The organism is Streptomyces sp. NPDC029151 (genome assembly GCF_055564315.1).
Genome location: NZ_JBVHWQ010000002.1, coordinates 300,738 through 317,895, shown reverse-complemented (window position 1 = coordinate 317,895; position 17,158 = coordinate 300,738). Strand labels below are relative to the sequence as shown.

Genomic DNA, 17,158 nt, shown 5'->3' with positions numbered 1-17,158 from the left:
CCTCGTCGTCCTCGTCGTCCTGATCGTCCTGATCGTTCTCATGTGCCGTACTGCGCCTCGATCTCCGGGCGGTAGGGCATCGACACCGAGGCGCCCTCCCGCTGGACGGAGACCGCCGCCGCGGCGGCCGCCCAGGTCAGGGCCTCCCGCACCGGTCTCTCCTCCGCGAGGGCCACGGCGAGCGCGCCGACGAACGTGTCGCCCGCGCCGGTGGAGTCCACGGCGGTCACCCGGGGCGCGGGGACCACGAGGGGTTCGGTGCCCCGGGCCAGGTACAGGCAGCCCGTGGCGCCCAGGGTGACGACGACCTGCGGTACCTGCTCCAGCAGGGCGGCCGCCGCCTCGCGCGGGTCGGTGCGGCCGGTGAGGGTGACGGCCTCGTACTCGTTCGGCACCAGCAGGTCGGTGGCGCGCAGGAGTCCGGGGGGAAGCGGCTGGGCCGGGGCCGGGGTGAGGACCGTACGGACACCGTGCCGGCGGGCCGCCTCCGCGCCCGCGACGACGGCGGCCAGCGGGATCTCCAGTTGCAGCAGCAGGGCGTCGGCGGTGGCGATCACCCCCTCGTCGCCGGGGGAGAGGTGGTCGACGGTGCCGTTGGCGCCGGGGACGACGACGATCGCGTTGCCGCCCTCGTCGTCCACCACGATGTGCGCGGTGCCGGACGGCCCCTCCACGGTGCGCAGGAAGTCGGTGTCCACGCCGGAGTGTTCGAGGGTGTCGCGCAGCCGCGCGCCGTAGGCGTCGTTGCCGACCGCTCCGATCATCGAGACGGTGGCGCCGGCACGGGCCGCGGCGACCGCCTGGTTGGCACCCTTGCCGCCGGGGATCGTACGGAACTCCCGTCCCGTCACGGTCTCCCCGCGCCGCGGGGCCTCGGCGACATAGGTGACGAGGTCCATGTTGATGCTGCCGAGGACGGCGATGTGGGTCATGGGCGGATCGCCTCCAAGTGGGTGAGGTGGGCGAGGGCGTCGAAGCCGGTGCCGTCGAAGTCGGCGACGGTGGTGGCGAGCCGGTTCTTCAGCGGGACCCGCCAGTGGTCGGGGAGCGCGTCGGGGGAGCCGGCGAGGAGACCGGCGATGCTGCCGGCGGTCGCGCCGTTGGAGTCGGTGTCCCAGCCGCCCGACACGGCACGGCAGACGGAGCCGGTGAAGTCGCCGTCGGCGTGGGTGAGGGCGGCGACGGTCAGCGCGGTGTTGGGGACGGCGTGCACCCAGTGGTGGCCGGGCGCGTGCAGGGCGTGGAGCGCGTCCACCACGTTGTCGAAGTCACGGGTCGTCGTGGCCAGGTGGACGGCGTGGTCGATCGCCTTCGCCAGGCGGGAGCGGGCCGGGACCACCGCGCGGCCGGTGCGCAGGCAGGCGTGGACGTCATGGGTGCCGGTGGCGGCCGCGGCGATGGCGGCGGCCGTGAACATCGCCGCGTAGACGCCGTTGGCGGTGTGGGTGAGGACCGCGTCGCGGTGCGCCTGCCGGGCCGCGGCGGCCGGGTCGCCGGGATTGCTCCAGCCGTGCATGTCCGCGCGGATCAGGGCGCCGATCCACTCGCGGAACGGGTTGCGGTGGCGTGCCGTGTGCGGGGGTTCGACACCGGCGAGGAGATTGCGGTACGCGACGCGCTCGGCGGTGAAGGCGCGGCCGGGCGGGAGTTCCTCCAGCCAGAGCCGGGCGACGTCGTCGGTGGTGAAGTCCCTGCCGTGGCGCTGGAGCAGGAGGAGGTTGAGCAGCGGGTAGTCGAGGTCGTCGTCCTGCGGCATGCCGTCGATGTTCTCGGCGAGGGAGGTGGCGGCGGAGCGGCGGTTCCAGGGGTGTGCGCGCAGGAGGTCCTCGGGGACCCCTCTGCCGGTGAAGTAGGTGGTGAGGGGCCAGTTGCCGGCGGCCCGGGCGAGGGCGCGGATGCCGTCCAGGGGGAGCTTCTCCACCGGTTTGCCGAGGAGGCAGCCGACGGCCCGGCCGAGCCAGGCGGCCTCCAGGGCGCGCGGGTCCGGCGCGGTGGCGGAGCCTGCGGTGGGCCAGTGCGGGCACTGGGACCGGATGCGGGCCAGGTCCGTCGGCTCGTCCTCGGCGAAGCGGCTGGGCAGGTCGGCGAGTTCGTCCAGCAGGTCCTCGGCCAGCAGCCGCAGGTAGCGGGAGGCGCGGTGCGCGGACGCGCCCGCCCGCTCCGGGGCGTCCGGGCCGCCCGCCGCCCGCCAGCGCGCCTCGATCGCCGCCGGCTCGCGCCCGTCCAGGCGGGCCTGGCGCAGCTCGTGGCCCAGCAGGTCCTCCGGCTGGACCCAGGTCAGTCGGAGCACGGACGGCCTCCGAGCGCGGTGAACGCCTCCTCGTGGGCGCGCCGGCGGCGGACGTCCCGGGCGAAGATCTCGTGGGTGACCTCGGTGAGCGTCCGGGCCGGCGCCCACAGGTCCAGGCGGCTGGCGTCGGCGACCGTCTTCGCCCACTCCTCGGGAGGGGGCGAACCGAGCGCGCCCGCGAGGGCACCGGCCATCGTGGCGATCGAGTCGCAGTCACGGCCGTAGTTGACCGAGCCGAGCACGGCGTGCCGGTAGTCGCCGCCGGAGACGACCAGCATGCCCAGGGCGACGGGGAGTTCCTCGACGGAGTGAAGCCGGGAGGGGCGGCGGGCGGCGAGGGAGGGGGCGCGGTAGTCCGGGCCGACGGTGTCGTACGGGGCGACCGCCGCGCGCAGCGGACCGAGCGCCGACTCGAAGTCCCCGTACCGGGCTGCGACTTCGCAGACCTTCTCGATCGCCGTGCGGGTGCCGTCCCTGGCCAGGGAGAGGCAGGCGGCCACCACCGAGTCCGGGGTCGCGCCGGGACCGGCCGCCGCGGCCACGGCGGCGGCGAGGACCCCGGCCGCCTCACGTCCGTACGACGACTGGTGCGCGCCCGCGATGTCCAGCGCCTCGGCGTAGGCACCGGCCGGGTTGGCCGCGTTGACCAGGCCGACGGGGGCCATGTACATCGCGGCGCCGCAGTTGACGATGTTGCCGACGCCCGCCTCCCGGGGGTCGGCGTGACCGTAGGCGAGCCGGGCCACCAGCCACTTCTCGGCGAGGAAGAGGCGGTGCAACGGCAGGGCCTCCGCCTCCAGTTCGGGGATCCAGCGCGGGTTGGTCATCAGGTCCGGGACCAGGTGGTCGGCGATCGCGTAGGCGTCGAGGTGGTCGCGGACGCGGTCGTAGACCCGGATCAGCGCGTGCGTCATCAGGGTGTCGTCGGTGACGTGGCCGTCGCCCTTGTGGTACGGCGCGATGGGGCGGGCGGTGCGCCAGGCGTCGCCGTGCCAGGGGCCGACGACGCCGCGCACGCGGCCGCCGTGGCGCTCGGTGATCTGCTCGGGGGTGTAGCCCTCGACCGGACCGCCGAGGGCGTCGCCCACGGCGGCACCGACCAGGGCGGCGGTGACGCGGTCGGCGAGGGCGTACGAGGAGGTTCGGCCTGATTTCTTCGGAGGTCGGGCTTGTGCGGGCTCTTCGGGTGTCATGCCCCGAATCATCCTCCTGGGCGGGCCGGTCGCACGGCTTCCAGGAGTCCGGCGAGTTCCACCAGGTCGGTGCCGGTGAGGCGGGGCAGGGTGCAGCCGGGCAGGACGCGGCAGGCGTCCCGCCAGGTCTCCGGGACGGCCGCGCCGCCGCCGAGGGCACCGGTGAGGGCGCCCGCCAGGGCGGGGGCGGAGTCGGCGACCCGGGACAGGCAGGCGGCGGCCGGTACCGCCTCGGCGATACGGCCCCGGGCGGCGGTGGCCAGGGCGAGCGCGACGGGGACGGTCTCGGCGGCGGCGATGCCGTAGCTGTAGACGTGGTCGACGATCTGGTGTTCCAGGAGGGGTACGAGTGCGAAGGCGGACTCGCTGTCCCCGGCCAGGGCGAGGGCGTGACGGGTGTTGCGGCCGATCTCCGTGTCGGCGGGCAGCTCGGCGAGGGCGGCGGTCACACAGGTGCCGGTGTCCGCGTCGGCGAGGGCGAGGGAGAGGGCCGCCGCCATGGCGCGGGCGCCGTGCACGCCGTCGCCGTCCTGGGTGTAGCGGGCGTCGAACTCGGCGAGGGCGGCGGCCTCGTGCGGGTCGCCGGGGTGGGCCACGGCGAGGACGCAGGCGCGGACGCAGGCCGCGTCGTCGAAGTAGTGCGGGTTGTCGTGGCCGGTGGCGGGCGGGCGCAGGCCGGCGGCGAGGTTGCCGAGGCCGGCGCGGACGGAGATGCGGGCGCGCAGGGGGAGTACGGCGGACTCGATCTCCGGGGCGCGGTCCGCGGCGGCGGCGACCTCGGAGGCGACGGCGGTCCAGGTGAGGTCGATGGCGGCGCGCATGCGGCGGGCCCGGCTGAGGTCGCCGAGGACGTCGTCGTCGCCGGCCCTGAGGACCGCCTCCGCGGCGAACGCCGCCCACTCGGCGTCGTCGGAGGGGCCGAGGCGGAGGGGTTCGGGGGGCTGGTTGAGGGCGATCGGCACCGGGAGGGTGGTGGTGGCGTTCTGTTCGGCGAAGGTGTCCAGCTCCCGGGTGAGGCGGCGGGTCCACTCGGGCATCCGGACGGCGCGGTGGCGTGCCGCGGGCCAGCCGGCGGCGTCTCCCGCGGCGAGGCCGAGCAGGAGCCCCTCGATACGGCGCGCGCTCATCCCCGCCCCGCACCGTCGCCCTGCCCCGCGTTGCCGGCCCCCACCAGGGGACTCGGCTCCCTGGGCTCCCGGCCCTCCACCGGGGGCCGGGCGGACCGGGGGGCGGAGGCGGGGGGCGGGGGAAGTTCGGGTGGCTGGGGGGTGGCGGTGAGGGGCGGGGGGAGTTCCGCGGGCTGGGCGGTGGCGGGGAGGGGGTCGGCCGGCCGGGTGGTGGCCGGATGGGGTGGGAGGGGGTCGGTCGGCCGGGTGGTGGCTGGGAGGGGTGGGAGGGGTTCGGTCGGCCGGGTGGTGGCCGGGAACAGCGGCTGGTGCCCGGTCGGCCGGGTGGTGGCCGGCAGGGGGTGGCGGGGCTCGGCCGCCGTCACCGCCTTCCCGGTCTCCCGCTCCGCCGCCTCCACCAGCAGTTCCGCCACCTCCAGCACGTGGTGCCCGGCCATCGACGGCAGGCACCGGCCCCGGGCCGGGCCGATGGCACAGGCCCAGGGGGTGGGGATCGCCGTGAGGCCGAGGGTCGCGCCGGAGAGGGCGCCCGCCACCGCCGCCGTGGTGTCCGCGTCGCGCCCCATGTTGACGGCCGTCAGGACGGACTCCCGGAAGTCGCCGTCGGCCGCCGCGTACGCGCCGAAGGCGAGGGCGACGGCTTCGGGGGCCAGGTCGGTCCACGGGTAGCCGCCGATGACGACGGCGGAGCGGACCGCCCGTTCGCCGCGGTGGGCCACCGCCACCGCGCGCCGCAGGGAGCGGGCCGTCCAGGAGTCGTCCGGGACGACCGCGAGGGCGGCGGCGATCACCACGGGGACCGCGGCGCCGGTCATCGCCGCCGCCACCCCCGCCGCGACGGCCTGGCCGCCGTAGATGCCCTCGCCCTCGTGGCTGACCGAGCCGTCGACGGCCACCAGCCGGGCCGCCTCGGCGGGGCGCCCGGCCGCGAAGACGCCGAAGGGAGCCGCCCGCATGGCGAGGCCGTCGCTCCAGGCGTGCCGGTGCTGGGCCGAGATGGGGGCGGCGAGGCCGCGGCGCAGGTTCTCCAGCGTGCCGCGCTCGCTGAATCCCGCGCCGCGGAAGGGACCCTCGGCCCGGTCGGCGATCCACTCGTGCCAGGCCGCCTCCGCATCCGCCGGGGTGAGCGCCGAGCCGTGCCGGGCCAGCAGCAGTCCGGAGAAGATCGCGTACTCGGTGTCGTCCGTGCCCTGGGGACGGTCGGCGACGTACCCGGTGATGCGGCCCCAGCGGGCGCGGATCTCGGAGGGTCTGAGGTTCTCCGCCGGAGCCCCGAGCGCGTCTCCGACGGCCAGGCCGAGCAGCGCACCGCGGGCCCGCTCACGGAGTCCGGCGGCCTCCTCGGGCGTCGGGACCGGGGGAGTGCAGGCGATCGATGCCATGGACGGCCTCCTTGCGCGGGGTCGCGGGGACCCTTTGCGGATGTGTCCCACGGGAGGGGGCACGCTGAGCGCGAGGGCCTCTTCTGTCACCCGCTCGGCAACTGAGCCCTCTCTCGCACAAGTGAGCGTCCGCCGGGAAAAGCGCAGGTTAGCAGAGCCTTTCCTTGCTGGTGCGAGGGGAAGGAAAGGCGTAGGTTGAGTGTTGTCGAAAAGTAGAACTCATCCAAAGTTAGCTTTGGCTAAGCTTCCCTGGGGGGCCCGCATGGCCATCATCGAAACCGAGGCCGCGCTGCACGAGGCGCACCGCGACAACCACACCCACCGGGACGTGAACGGAGGCTGGCTGCGGCCCGCCGTCTTCGGCGCGATGGACGGCCTGGTCTCCAACCTCGCCCTGATGACGGGCGTGGCCGGCGGAGCCGTGGAACAGCGGACCATCGTCCTCACCGGCCTCGCGGGTCTCGCCGCGGGCGCCTTCTCCATGGCGGCCGGCGAGTACACCTCCGTCGCCTCCCAGCGGGAACTCGTCGAGGCGGAACTCGACGTCGAGCGCCGTGAGCTGCGCCGGCACCCGCAGGACGAGGAGGACGAGCTGGCCGCGCTGTACGTGGCGCGCGGGGTCGAGCCGGAGCTGGCCCGCCAGGTCGCCCGGCAGCTGTCCAAGGACCCCGAGCAGGCCCTGGAGATCCACGCCCGCGAGGAGCTGGGCATCGACCCCGGAGATCTGCCCTCGCCGCTGGTCGCCGCGGTGTCGTCCTTCGGCGCCTTCGCCCTCGGTGCCCTGCTGCCCGTCCTGCCGTACCTGCTCGGCGCCGGCGCGCTGTGGCCCGCCGTGCTGCTCGCCCTCGTCGGACTCTTCGCCTGTGGTGCCGTCGTGGCCAGGGTGACCGCGCGGACCTGGTGGTTCAGCGGCCTGCGGCAGCTGGCGCTCGGCGGGGCCGCGGCCGGTGTGACGTACGCCCTGGGCACGTTGTTCGGAACGGCCGTAGGATAGCCCGACCGGTACCTATGCGATGGGCCGCATAAGTACCCGTTACTCGCTGGTTTCGACTCCTCGGCCACCGGGCATGAGCCGTAAGCGCTGTGGGCAATGACGCCTGCCGCACCCCCGCGGGGTGGGCGATGACGCTCCCCCGGACCCCCCTCCGGGCCGCCGGACGACGATCCGACCGATCCTGTCCGTCAGGCCCCCGCGCACCGTCGGCCGCCACCGCGCGGCCCCCGCCGTCACACGGCAGCTGCCGCCACCGCACGGCACGCGCCGCGTTCACGCGGCACCTCCGCCGCGACCGCGGCGTCCGCATGTTGGAACGGTGTATCCGGTTCCCGAGAACCGCTCCATCATGTAACCTGCACGAAATTTTGATCTCCTAGCAGATCTCACGCAGAGGGCCAACGTCGTCCCTCGGCACCTGCCACATGCCACATGACGACGACGGGAGAGCCGATGCGTACGCCGCGCCAGCCGTCCCAGCATTCCGAGAACGGCCAGAACTGGTCGTTCATGGATGCTCGCCCTGCTGCGCAGGGTATGTACGACCCCCGCAACGAACACGACGCGTGCGGCGTCGGTTTCGTCGCCACTCTCACCGGCGAGGCGTCCCACACCCTGGTCGAGCAGGCCCTCACCGTCCTGCGCAACCTGGAGCACCGTGGCGCCACCGGCTCCGAGCCCGACTCGGGCGACGGCGCGGGCATCCTCTCCCAGGTGCCCGACGCCTTCTTCCGTGAAGTGGCCGGATTCGACCTTCCCGCGGCCGGTGCCTACGCGGTAGGCATCGCGTTCCTGCCGGAGGAGGGCGCCGAGGGCGCCGTCTCACGTATCGAGACGATCGCCGCCGAGGAGGGCCTGACGGTCCTCGGCTGGCGCGAGGTCCCGGTCGCCCCCGAGCTGCTGGGTGCCACCGCCCGCTCCACCATGCCGGTGTTCCGGCAGATCTTCGTCACCGACGGAACCAGCGAGGGCATCGCGCTGGACCGCAGGGCCTTCGTGCTGCGCAAGCGCGCCGAGCGCGAGGCCGGGGTGTACTTCCCGTCCCTGTCCGCCCGGACGATCGTCTACAAGGGCATGCTGACCACCGGCCAGCTGGAGCCCTTCTTCCCGGACCTGTCCGACCGCCGCTTCGCCTCCGCGATCGCGCTCGTGCACTCCCGGTTCTCCACGAACACCTTCCCGTCGTGGCCGCTCGCGCACCCGTACCGCTTCGTCGCGCACAACGGTGAGATCAACACCGTCAAGGGCAACCGCAACTGGATGCGCGCCCGTGAGTCGCAGCTGGTCTCGGACCTGTTCGGCCCGCAGGAGAGGCTGGACCGCATCTTCCCGGTCTGTACGCCGGACGCCTCCGACTCCGCCTCCTTCGACGAGGTCCTGGAGCTGCTGCACCTGGGCGGCCGTTCCCTGCCGCACTCCGTGCTGATGATGATCCCGGAGGCGTGGGAGAACCACGACTCCATGGACCCGGCCCGGCGCGCCTTCTACCAGTTCCACTCCACGATGATGGAGCCCTGGGACGGTCCCGCCTGCGTCACCTTCACCGACGGCACCCAGGTCGGCGCCGTCCTCGACCGCAACGGTCTGCGCCCCGGTCGCTACTGGGTCACCGACGACGGCCTCGTCGTCCTCGGCTCCGAGGTCGGCGTCCTCGACATCGACCCGGCCCGGGTCGTCCGCAAGGGCCGCCTGCAGCCCGGCAGGATGTTCCTCGTCGACACCGCCGAGCACCGCATCATCGAGGACGACGAGATCAAGGCGTCCCTCGCCGCCGAGAAGCCGTACGCCGAGTGGCTGGAGGCCGGCGAGATCGAGCTGGGCGACCTGCCCGAGCGCGAGCACATCGTCCACACCCACGCCTCGGTCACCCGCCGCCAGCAGACCTTCGGGTACACCGAGGAGGAGCTGCGCGTCATCCTCGCCCCGATGGCCCGCACCGCCGCCGAGCCGATCGGCTCCATGGGCACCGACTCGCCGATCGCGGCCCTGTCCGAGCGTCCGCGGCTGCTCTTCGACTACTTCACGCAGCTGTTCGCGCAGGTCACCAACCCGCCGCTGGACGCGATCCGCGAGGAACTGGTCACCTCCCTGCGCTCCTCGCTGGGCCCGCAGGGCAACCTGCTCGACCCGACCGCGGCCTCCTGCCGGTCCGTCGTGCTGCCCTTCCCGGTCATCGACAACGACGAGCTGGCCAAGCTCATCCACATCAACGCCGACGGCGACATGCCCGGCTTCAAGGCCGCGACCCTCTCCGGCCTGTACCGGGTCTCCGGCGGCGGCGACGCCCTGGCCGCGCGGATCGAGGAGATCTGCGCCGAGGCCGACGCGGCGATCGAGAACGGCGCCCGTCTGATCGTCCTGTCGGACCGCCACTCCGACGCCGAGCACGCGCCGATCCCGTCGCTGCTGCTCACCGCGGCCGTCCACCACCACCTCATCCGCACCAAGCAGCGCACCCACGTGGGCCTGCTGGTCGAGGCCGGCGACGTCCGCGAGGTCCACCACGTCGCCCTGCTCATCGGCTACGGCGCCGCCGCCGTCAACCCCTACCTGGCGATGGAGTCGGTGGAGGACCTGCTGCGCGCGGGCACCTTCCTCAACGGCCTGGAGCCCGAGCAGGCCATCAAGAACCTGATCTACGCCCTCGGCAAGGGCGTGCTGAAGGTCATGTCCAAGATGGGCATCTCCACCGTCGCCTCCTACCGCGGCGCCCAGGTCTTCGAGGCCGTCGGCCTGGACCAGGCCTTCGTGGAGAAGTACTTCAACGGCACCGCCACCAAGATCGGCGGCGTCGGCATCGACGTCATCGCCCGGGAGGTCGCCGCCCGCCACGCCAAGGCCTACCCGGCCTCCGGCATCGCTCCCGCGCACCGCGCGCTGGAGATCGGCGGCGAGTACCAGTGGCGCCGTGAGGGCGAGCCGCACCTGTTCGACCCCGAGACGGTCTTCCGCCTCCAGCACTCCACCCGCACGGGCCGCTACGACATCTTCAAGAAGTACACGTCCCGTGTGAACGAGCAGTCCGAGCGTCTGATGACGCTGCGCGGCCTGTTCGGCTTCAAGTCCGACCGCGGCCCGATCCCCCTCGACGAGGTCGAGCCGGTCTCCGAGATCGTCAAGCGCTTCTCCACGGGCGCGATGTCGTACGGCTCCATCTCCAAGGAGGCGCACGAGACCCTCGCCATCGCCATGAACCAGCTGGGCGGCAAGTCCAACACCGGTGAGGGCGGCGAGGACCCGGAGCGCCTGTACGACCCGGCGCGGCGCAGCGCGATCAAGCAGGTCGCCTCCGGCCGCTTCGGCGTGACCTCCGAGTACCTGGTCAACGCGGACGACATCCAGATCAAGATGGCCCAGGGCGCCAAGCCCGGCGAGGGCGGCCAGCTGCCCGGCCACAAGGTCTACCCGTGGGTCGCCAAGACGCGTCACTCGACGCCGGGCGTGGGCCTGATCTCCCCGCCGCCGCACCACGACATCTACTCCATCGAGGACCTGGCCCAGCTGATCCACGACCTGAAGAACGCGAACCCGCAGGCGCGGGTCCACGTGAAGCTGGTCTCCGAGGTCGGCGTCGGCACGGTCGCCGCGGGTGTCTCCAAGGCGCACGCGGACGTCGTCCTGATCTCCGGTCACGACGGCGGTACGGGTGCCTCCCCGCTCACCTCGCTGAAGCACGCGGGCGGCCCGTGGGAGCTGGGCCTCGCCGAGACCCAGCAGACCCTGCTGCTCAACGGCCTGCGCGACCGCATCGTCGTCCAGACCGACGGCCAGCTGAAGACCGGCCGTGACGTGATCATCGCCGCGCTGCTCGGCGCCGAGGAGTTCGGTTTCGCGACCGCCCCGCTCGTCGTCTCCGGCTGCGTGATGATGCGCGTCTGCCACCTGGACACCTGCCCGGTCGGCATCGCCACCCAGAACCCGACCCTGCGCGACCGCTTCGCCGGCAAGGCGGAGCACGTGGTGAACTTCTTCCGGTTCATCGCCGAGGAGGTCCGCGAGCTGCTGGCCGAGCTGGGCTTCCGCTCCATCGAGGAGGCCGTCGGCCACGCCGAGGTGCTGGACGTCGAGCGCGCCGTCGACCACTGGAAGGCGCAGGGCCTGGACCTGGAGCCGCTGTTCCACGTGCCGGACCTCCCCGAGGGCGCCGTCCGCCACCGGATCGCCGCCCAGGACCACGGCCTGGAGAAGGCCCTAGACAACGAGCTGATCAAGCTCGCCGCCGACGCCCTGGCCGCGGGCGACGCGACCGAGGCCCAGCCGGTGCGCGCCCAGGTCGCCATCCGCAACATCAACCGCACGGTCGGCACCATGCTCGGCCACGAGGTGACGAAGAAGTTCGGCGGTGCCGGGTTGCCCGACGACACCATCGACATCACCTTCACCGGCTCCGCGGGCCAGTCCTTCGGCGCGTTCCTGCCGCGCGGTGTCACGCTGCGCCTGGAGGGCGACGCCAACGACTACGTCGGCAAGGGCCTCTCCGGCGGCCGGATCGTCGTCCGCCCGGACCGGGCCGCCGACCACCTCGCCGAGTACTCGACCATCGCGGGCAACACCATCGCCTACGGCGCCACGGGCGGCGAGCTGTTCCTGCGCGGCCGTACCGGTGAGCGGTTCTGCGTCCGCAACTCCGGCGCGCTGGTCGTCTCCGAGGGCGTGGGCGACCACGGCTGCGAGTACATGACCGGCGGTCACGCGGTCGTCCTCGGCCCGACCGGCCGCAACTTCGCGGCGGGCATGTCCGGCGGTGTCGCCTACGTCGTCGACCTCGACCGCGACAACGTCAACGCCGGCAACGCCGGGTCCGTCGAGGCGCTGGACGAGACCGACAAGCAGTGGCTGCACGACGTGGTGCGCCGCCACGCCGAGGAGACCGGCTCGACGGTCGCCGAGAAGCTGCTCGCCGACTGGGACACGGCCGTGGAGCGGTTCAGCAAGATCATCCCCAGCACGTACAAGGCAGTGCTCGCCGCCAAGGACGCCGCCGAGCGAGCCGGTCTCTCCGAGACCGAGATCACCGAGAAGATGATGGAGGCGGCGATCAATGGCTGACCCGAAGGGCTTCCTGAACCACGGCCGTGAGGTCGCCAAGACCCGCCCCGTCGAAGAGCGCAAGAAGGACTGGAACGAGGTCTACGTCCCCGGCTCCCTGCTGCCGATCATCAGCAAGCAGGCCAGCCGCTGCATGGACTGCGGCATCCCGTTCTGTCACAACGGCTGTCCGCTGGGGAACCTGATCCCCGAGTGGAACGACTACGCCTACCGCGAGGACTGGTCGGCCGCGCAGGAGCGGCTGCACGCGACCAACAACTTCCCCGAGTTCACCGGTCGCCTCTGCCCGGCCCCCTGCGAGTCGGCGTGCGTGCTCGGCATCAACCAGCCGCCGGTCACCATCAAGAACGTCGAGGTCTCGATCATCGACAAGGCGTGGGAGACCGGGGACGTCGCCCCGCAGATCCCCGAGCGCCTCTCCGGCAAGACGGTCGCGGTCATCGGCTCGGGCCCCGCGGGCCTCGCCGCCGCCCAGCAGCTGACCCGGGCCGGCCACACGGTCGCCGTCTACGAGCGCGCGGACCGCATCGGAGGCCTCCTCCGGTACGGCATCCCCGAGTTCAAGATGGAGAAGCGGCACATCAACCGCCGTATCGAGCAGATGCGCGCGGAGGGCACCCGCTTCCGCACCGGCGTGGAGATCGGCCGTGACATCAACGCCCGCGACCTGAAGAAGCGGTACGACGCGATCGTCATCGCCGCCGGCGCCACCACCGCACGTGACCTGCCGGTGCCCGGCCGCGAGCTGAAGGGCATCCACCAGGCGATGGAGTACCTGCCCCTGGCCAACAAGGTGCAGGAGGGTGACTACGTCACGACCCCCCTCTCGGCCGAGGGCAAGCACGTCGTCGTGATCGGCGGCGGTGACACCGGCGCGGACTGCGTGGGCACCGCCCACCGCCAGGGCGCCGCCTCCGTCACCCAGCTGGAGATCATGCCCCGCCCGGGCGACGAGCGGCACCCGACCAACCAGCCCTGGCCGACCTTCCCGATGCTCTACAAGGTCACCAGCGCCCACGAGGAGGGCGGCGACCGCGTCTACTCGGTCTCCACCACCCACTTCGAGGGCGACGAGGACGGCAACGTCCAGTGGCTGCACCTCACCGAGGTCGAGTTCGTGGACGGCAGGCTGACCCCGAAGCCGGGCACCGAGCGCAAGATCCCGGCCCAGCTGGTCACCCTCGCCATGGGCTTCACCGGCACCGACCGGGAGAACGGCCTGGTCGAGCAGTTTGGTCTGGACCTCGACGAACGCGGTAACATCGCCCGCGACGCCGACTTCCAGACCAACGTGCCGGGCGTGTTCGTCGCCGGTGACGCCGGCCGCGGGCAGTCTCTCATCGTGTGGGCGATCGCGGAGGGTCGCTCGGCCGCCCGTGGAGTCGACCGCTTCCTGACCGGAGCCAGCGACCTGCCGGCCCCGATCCGCCCGACGGACCGCGCGCTGGCGGTCTGACGCTCCCACAAGGGACCCCCGGTCCCTCACAGACGTCCCGTACAAAGGCGTACGGAACATGAACGGCGCCTGCCCGCCTGTCCCCGACCGGACGACTGGGCAGGCGTCGTCGCATGTCCCGGGCACCCGGTCCGGTGCGCTCACCCGCCGGTGCCCGTGTAGAGATCATTGATGATCTTCTGGGCGAGCGCCCGGTGGGAGGCGTCGACCTCCGCCTCGGCCCAGACGAGGTAGGTGTCCTTGCTCTTCGGGTACGTGACGGTGCGGGCCAGCAGCATGCGGTACGTGCGGGCGTCGGGCGTGGTCTCGGCGTACCAGGGCGAGGAGGTGGCCCGTTTCCAGGGCGTGGAGGAGAAGCCGGGACGGGAGAGCCAGAACCGGGGGGCTTCCGCGCAGGCCCTGACGCAGTGGCGGGAGGCGAGCCGCAGGCGGAGGCGGGGGAGACGCAGGCCGTCCGGTCCGTCGGAGGTGCAGGTCACCGTGCCGTTGCCGTCCGACGGTTTGCAGCCGAGGTACTTCGGCGCGCGGAAGACGTAGGAGAAGTCGTCCAACCGCCAGAGACGGGACCGCTCCTCCTTCCCCCAGTGGGCGCCCACCAGGGTCCTGGGCTCGCGGCGCTGGTAGTAGGCGAAGCGCGTGCCCGCGGGGATCCTGGCGCGCGGCACGTCGGAGAGCCGGCGCTCGGCGGACTGCCGGTGCCCCGGCGAGAGGTGCGCGTGCCGCAGTGCCGCCCGCATGAGGATGCGGGCGATCTCCTGGGCGCGGGACGCGGAGGCGAACTCCTCGGTGTAGGTGAGTTCCAGGACGACGTTGGCCACCCTGGTGGCCAGTACGGCCGTGTGCTGGAGACCCTCCATGGGTGGTGAGAGGCCGTCCTGGATCCCCTGACGCGCCTCGTCGCCGAGGCCCTTCACCACCTCGTTGGCGAAGAGGGTGGTCTGCAGCTTGGTGCTCGCGCGCATGTAGATGAGGTCGGGGTCCATTCCGGCCTGGGTGCCGGTCACGAAGGTCCGCAGGGTGAGGCTGACATCGCGGTGGAACGGCGACTGTTCGCCGGCCCCGCAGGCGGTGCCGCCGTTCGCGACCTTCATCGGGTCGGCCATCAACCCGGCCAGCAGGTGTTCGTCGAGCAGCGCGCACGCTGGGGGCACGGCCGTGTAGGGAGGGGGCGGGGTCATGGAGCCCACGGCCGTCATCTGCAGGAACACGGCGACCACCGCCACCGCCGTGGCGACCGCTGCCACTCGCGGGAAGACACGCGCCGGCCACTCGTGTGCCGAGGGGAGCCCGCTCGTGCCCGCCAGCCGGTTGCGCAGCTCGATGTGGCGGAACCGGTAGACACCGCCCGCCTGCCGCAGGATGCCCCGTGCGTGCGCGTCCCGCAGGAACGCCATCAGCCGCCAGGGCAGCCTGCCGGTCAGGGCCAGCCAACACCGGGCCACCGTGTAGCGGCCCCAGGCGGAGACGGCGATGCCGTGGCACAGCGAGGCCGCCGCGAAACAGGCCCCCGCGCGGGCCCAGTCCGCGGGCCCCTGGCTGTCCGGGGTCTCCGCCCACTGCCACCAGGCCGCGAACAGCACGGCGGACTTGAACAGCGTCGCGTGGTACTCGGCGTGGTGTGCCGGGCCGAACAGGTCGAAGAGGGCCACGGTGGCCGTGGCCTTCCGGTCGGCGGTCAGCAGAGCCGACGGTTCCCTGGCCTCCGCGGGATCGGCGGGTCTGCGCAGGGCCTGGCCGAGATCGGCCGTCCAGTACACGGCCACGCAGACCGTGGCCATGATGGTCAGCGAGCGGGTCAGTCCGGGTGAGAGCTGTGCTGAGGACACCACCCCCAGGGCGAGAGCGCCCACGCAGAACGCCGCCCTCATCCACTGCGCGCGGCTGCGCAGGGCCGCCCGGAGCCGCGCGCCCGACGGCCCGTGCGGCCGGCAGGGGCCCGGGAGCGGATCGGGCTGGGCCCAGTCGGAGACCAGGGCGGCGACGATGCCGAGGACGAGGGCCGCGCCGTACGGCAGTCCCACCCACTTGTGCCACCACGGCGTGCCGAACCCGGAAACCAGGACGCCGAGCAGGAGCAGCAGGAACGCCGGCAGGGTCACCAGGGCGCGCACGGCGCGCGGCACCGCCTCGTCGAGGCGCCACCACTCCAGGTCCTGCGTGCCGGAAGCACGCAGGTGCCGGGCGAGGAAACCGGTCCAGCGCCGGGCGTCGCCGGCGCTCCAGGGCGGTCGTCCGGCCCGGTCGTCCAGCGCGCCGCCGTAGGCCGCCGACAGGAAGGCGTCGAAAAGGTGCTGTTCGACGGCGGCCCTGGTGGGGAAGCGGTCCGCGGACAGCAGTTCGGCCGGATCGGCGCCGGCGCCGCCGTCGCTGTAGGCGACACGGGCGAGACCGATCATCAGCGGAGTGCCGAGGACCGCCCGGAGCACGCGCACCTCGCGGCTCTGGTCCGCGGGGTCCTCCAGCCGCAGCAGCACGGGTTCCCAGGCGGTGCGGGAGCCGTCGTCGCGGCTGGTCCTGCGGGCGGTGCGGGGGAGGTAGGCCGCCACCTCGCCGACGGTCAGGGGCTGCAGTTCCACCACGGCGGTCGCCGGAAGCACGGTGTTCTCGGCCTCGACGGCCGCCGTGTACTCCTCCGTCCTGCTGGTCAGCAGGAAGCGGGCGGGCCCCGCGAGGCTGGCCCGCAGTTCGCGCAGGGCGCTCGCCTGCGACGGGCGGGGGAGTTCGTCGAAGCCGTCGAGCACGGGCAGCACCCGCCCGGACGCGATCAGCGCCAGGGCGAGGGCGTGGGCGCGGCCACCGCCCGCCAACGCCCCGGGATGGCCTTCGACGATCCGGCGGGCCGCCCAGGTCCACAGCCCGCTGCGCTTCGGGTCCCAGGACGCGAGCGGGAAGACGACGGGCACCGGGTCCCCGGAGGCGGGGTCGCGGGCCTCCACGAGCCGGTGGGCGAGGTGCAGGACGAGCACGGACTTCCCGGCACCGGGCCTGCCGAGGACCACGAGCCGCCGGGCCGGGAGGGAGGTGAACAGGTCGGCGATCCCTTCGAACCGGCCGTCCACCTCCAGGGGCCGGTCGGCGTCGCCGTCGTCGTCCGGCGCGGACCCCGCCCGGCGGATGTCCGCCAGTGGTCGGTGAGCAGCGGGTCCGCCGCCGTCCAGCGCACCGGGATGGGGAAGGGGTCGTGGATGCGTGACAGGCGCTCGTCCCGGTCGTAACGGGCCTTCAGCGTCTCCGCGAGCTGCTCCGCGGCCCGGTCGAGTTCCGCTCGGGAGGGCTCGGGCTCCGGGCGTCTTCGTGAACGCAGCTCCCACAGTGTCAGCAGTTCCGCGCAGACCGCCAGGACCAGGCAGAAGACTCCCGCGACCGTCACCGTCGCCTGCGGGGGACCGGGCAACGCGTTCCCGGGAACGGGGAGGCGGTAGCGGCTCAGGAGGAGCAGCGCGGCTCCGACGGCCGCGGACCCCGCGGCGAAGGCGTGGCGCAGCCTCGACGCCGGGGTCCGGGTGCGCGGCCGTGGGACGTGGAAGTGGACGTGGTCGATGTGGTGGGCCTGTACCACGTTCTCGAACCGACCGCCATAGATCCGGTTGTCCCCCACCAGGCCAGCGTACTGAAAACCCGGTGCGCGCGCCGCTGTTGGGGACGGCCGGCCGTGGGGCGGGCGGCC

9 protein-coding genes are annotated in these 17,158 nt (G+C 73.3%); 3 read left to right on the top strand and 6 right to left on the bottom strand.

What is annotated here, in order from left to right; all coding sequences use genetic code 11:
- Positions 1-38: 38 nt before the first annotated feature.
- From rbsK to ACZ4VF_RS09145, 5 genes are read right to left on the bottom strand one after another with little or no spacing between them, the layout of a single operon-like run.
- Positions 39-932 (bottom strand): ribokinase, encoded by an 894-nt coding sequence (gene rbsK / locus ACZ4VF_RS09165; protein WP_467924237.1) that lies wholly within the window; start codon positions 930-932, stop codon positions 39-41.
- The gene (locus tag ACZ4VF_RS09160) at positions 929-2,290 is read right to left on the bottom strand and encodes an ADP-ribosylglycohydrolase family protein (protein ID WP_467924235.1); all 1,362 of its coding nucleotides are present in this window, start codon (positions 2,288-2,290) and stop codon (positions 929-931) included. Before ACZ4VF_RS09160 ends, rbsK begins: the two co-directional genes overlap by 4 nt.
- The gene (locus ACZ4VF_RS09155) at positions 2,278-3,483 is read right to left on the bottom strand and encodes an ADP-ribosylglycohydrolase family protein (RefSeq protein ID WP_467924233.1); all 1,206 of its coding nucleotides are present in this window, start codon (positions 3,481-3,483) and stop codon (positions 2,278-2,280) included. Before ACZ4VF_RS09155 ends, ACZ4VF_RS09160 begins: the two co-directional genes overlap by 13 nt.
- An 8-nt stretch (positions 3,484-3,491) precedes the next feature.
- Positions 3,492-4,610, bottom strand: coding sequence for an ADP-ribosylglycohydrolase family protein (locus ACZ4VF_RS09150; protein ID WP_467924231.1), 1,119 nt, complete (start codon positions 4,608-4,610; stop codon positions 3,492-3,494).
- Positions 4,607-5,992 (bottom strand): ADP-ribosylglycohydrolase family protein, encoded by a 1,386-nt coding sequence (locus tag ACZ4VF_RS09145; RefSeq protein WP_467924229.1) that lies wholly within the window; start codon positions 5,990-5,992, stop codon positions 4,607-4,609. The genes ACZ4VF_RS09150 and ACZ4VF_RS09145 overlap by 4 nt, the downstream gene beginning before the upstream one ends.
- Positions 5,993-6,254: 262 nt before the next feature.
- Here ACZ4VF_RS09145 and ACZ4VF_RS09140 point away from each other — a divergent pair, with 262 nt between their 5' ends.
- From ACZ4VF_RS09140 to ACZ4VF_RS09130, 3 genes are all read left to right on the top strand, one after another.
- On the top strand, positions 6,255-6,986 hold the full coding sequence (locus tag ACZ4VF_RS09140; protein ID WP_467924227.1) for a VIT1/CCC1 transporter family protein: 732 nt from the start codon (positions 6,255-6,257) through the stop codon (positions 6,984-6,986).
- A gap of 537 nt (positions 6,987-7,523) precedes the next feature.
- Complete coding sequence (gltB, locus tag ACZ4VF_RS09135) at positions 7,524-12,035, top strand: glutamate synthase large subunit (RefSeq protein WP_467925582.1); 4,512 nt, start codon at positions 7,524-7,526, stop codon at positions 12,033-12,035.
- A complete protein-coding gene (locus tag ACZ4VF_RS09130; protein WP_467924225.1) occupies positions 12,028-13,491 on the top strand; it encodes a glutamate synthase subunit beta in 1,464 nt (487 codons plus the stop codon). Before gltB ends, ACZ4VF_RS09130 begins: the two co-directional genes overlap by 8 nt.
- Positions 13,492-13,631: 140 nt before the next feature.
- On the opposite strand, the gene ACZ4VF_RS09125 is transcribed toward ACZ4VF_RS09130, so the two are convergent.
- On the bottom strand, positions 13,632-16,550 hold the full coding sequence (locus tag ACZ4VF_RS09125) for an NACHT domain-containing protein (RefSeq protein ID WP_467924223.1): 2,919 nt from the start codon (positions 16,548-16,550) through the stop codon (positions 13,632-13,634).
- Between the last annotated feature and the right edge of the window lie 608 nt (positions 16,551-17,158).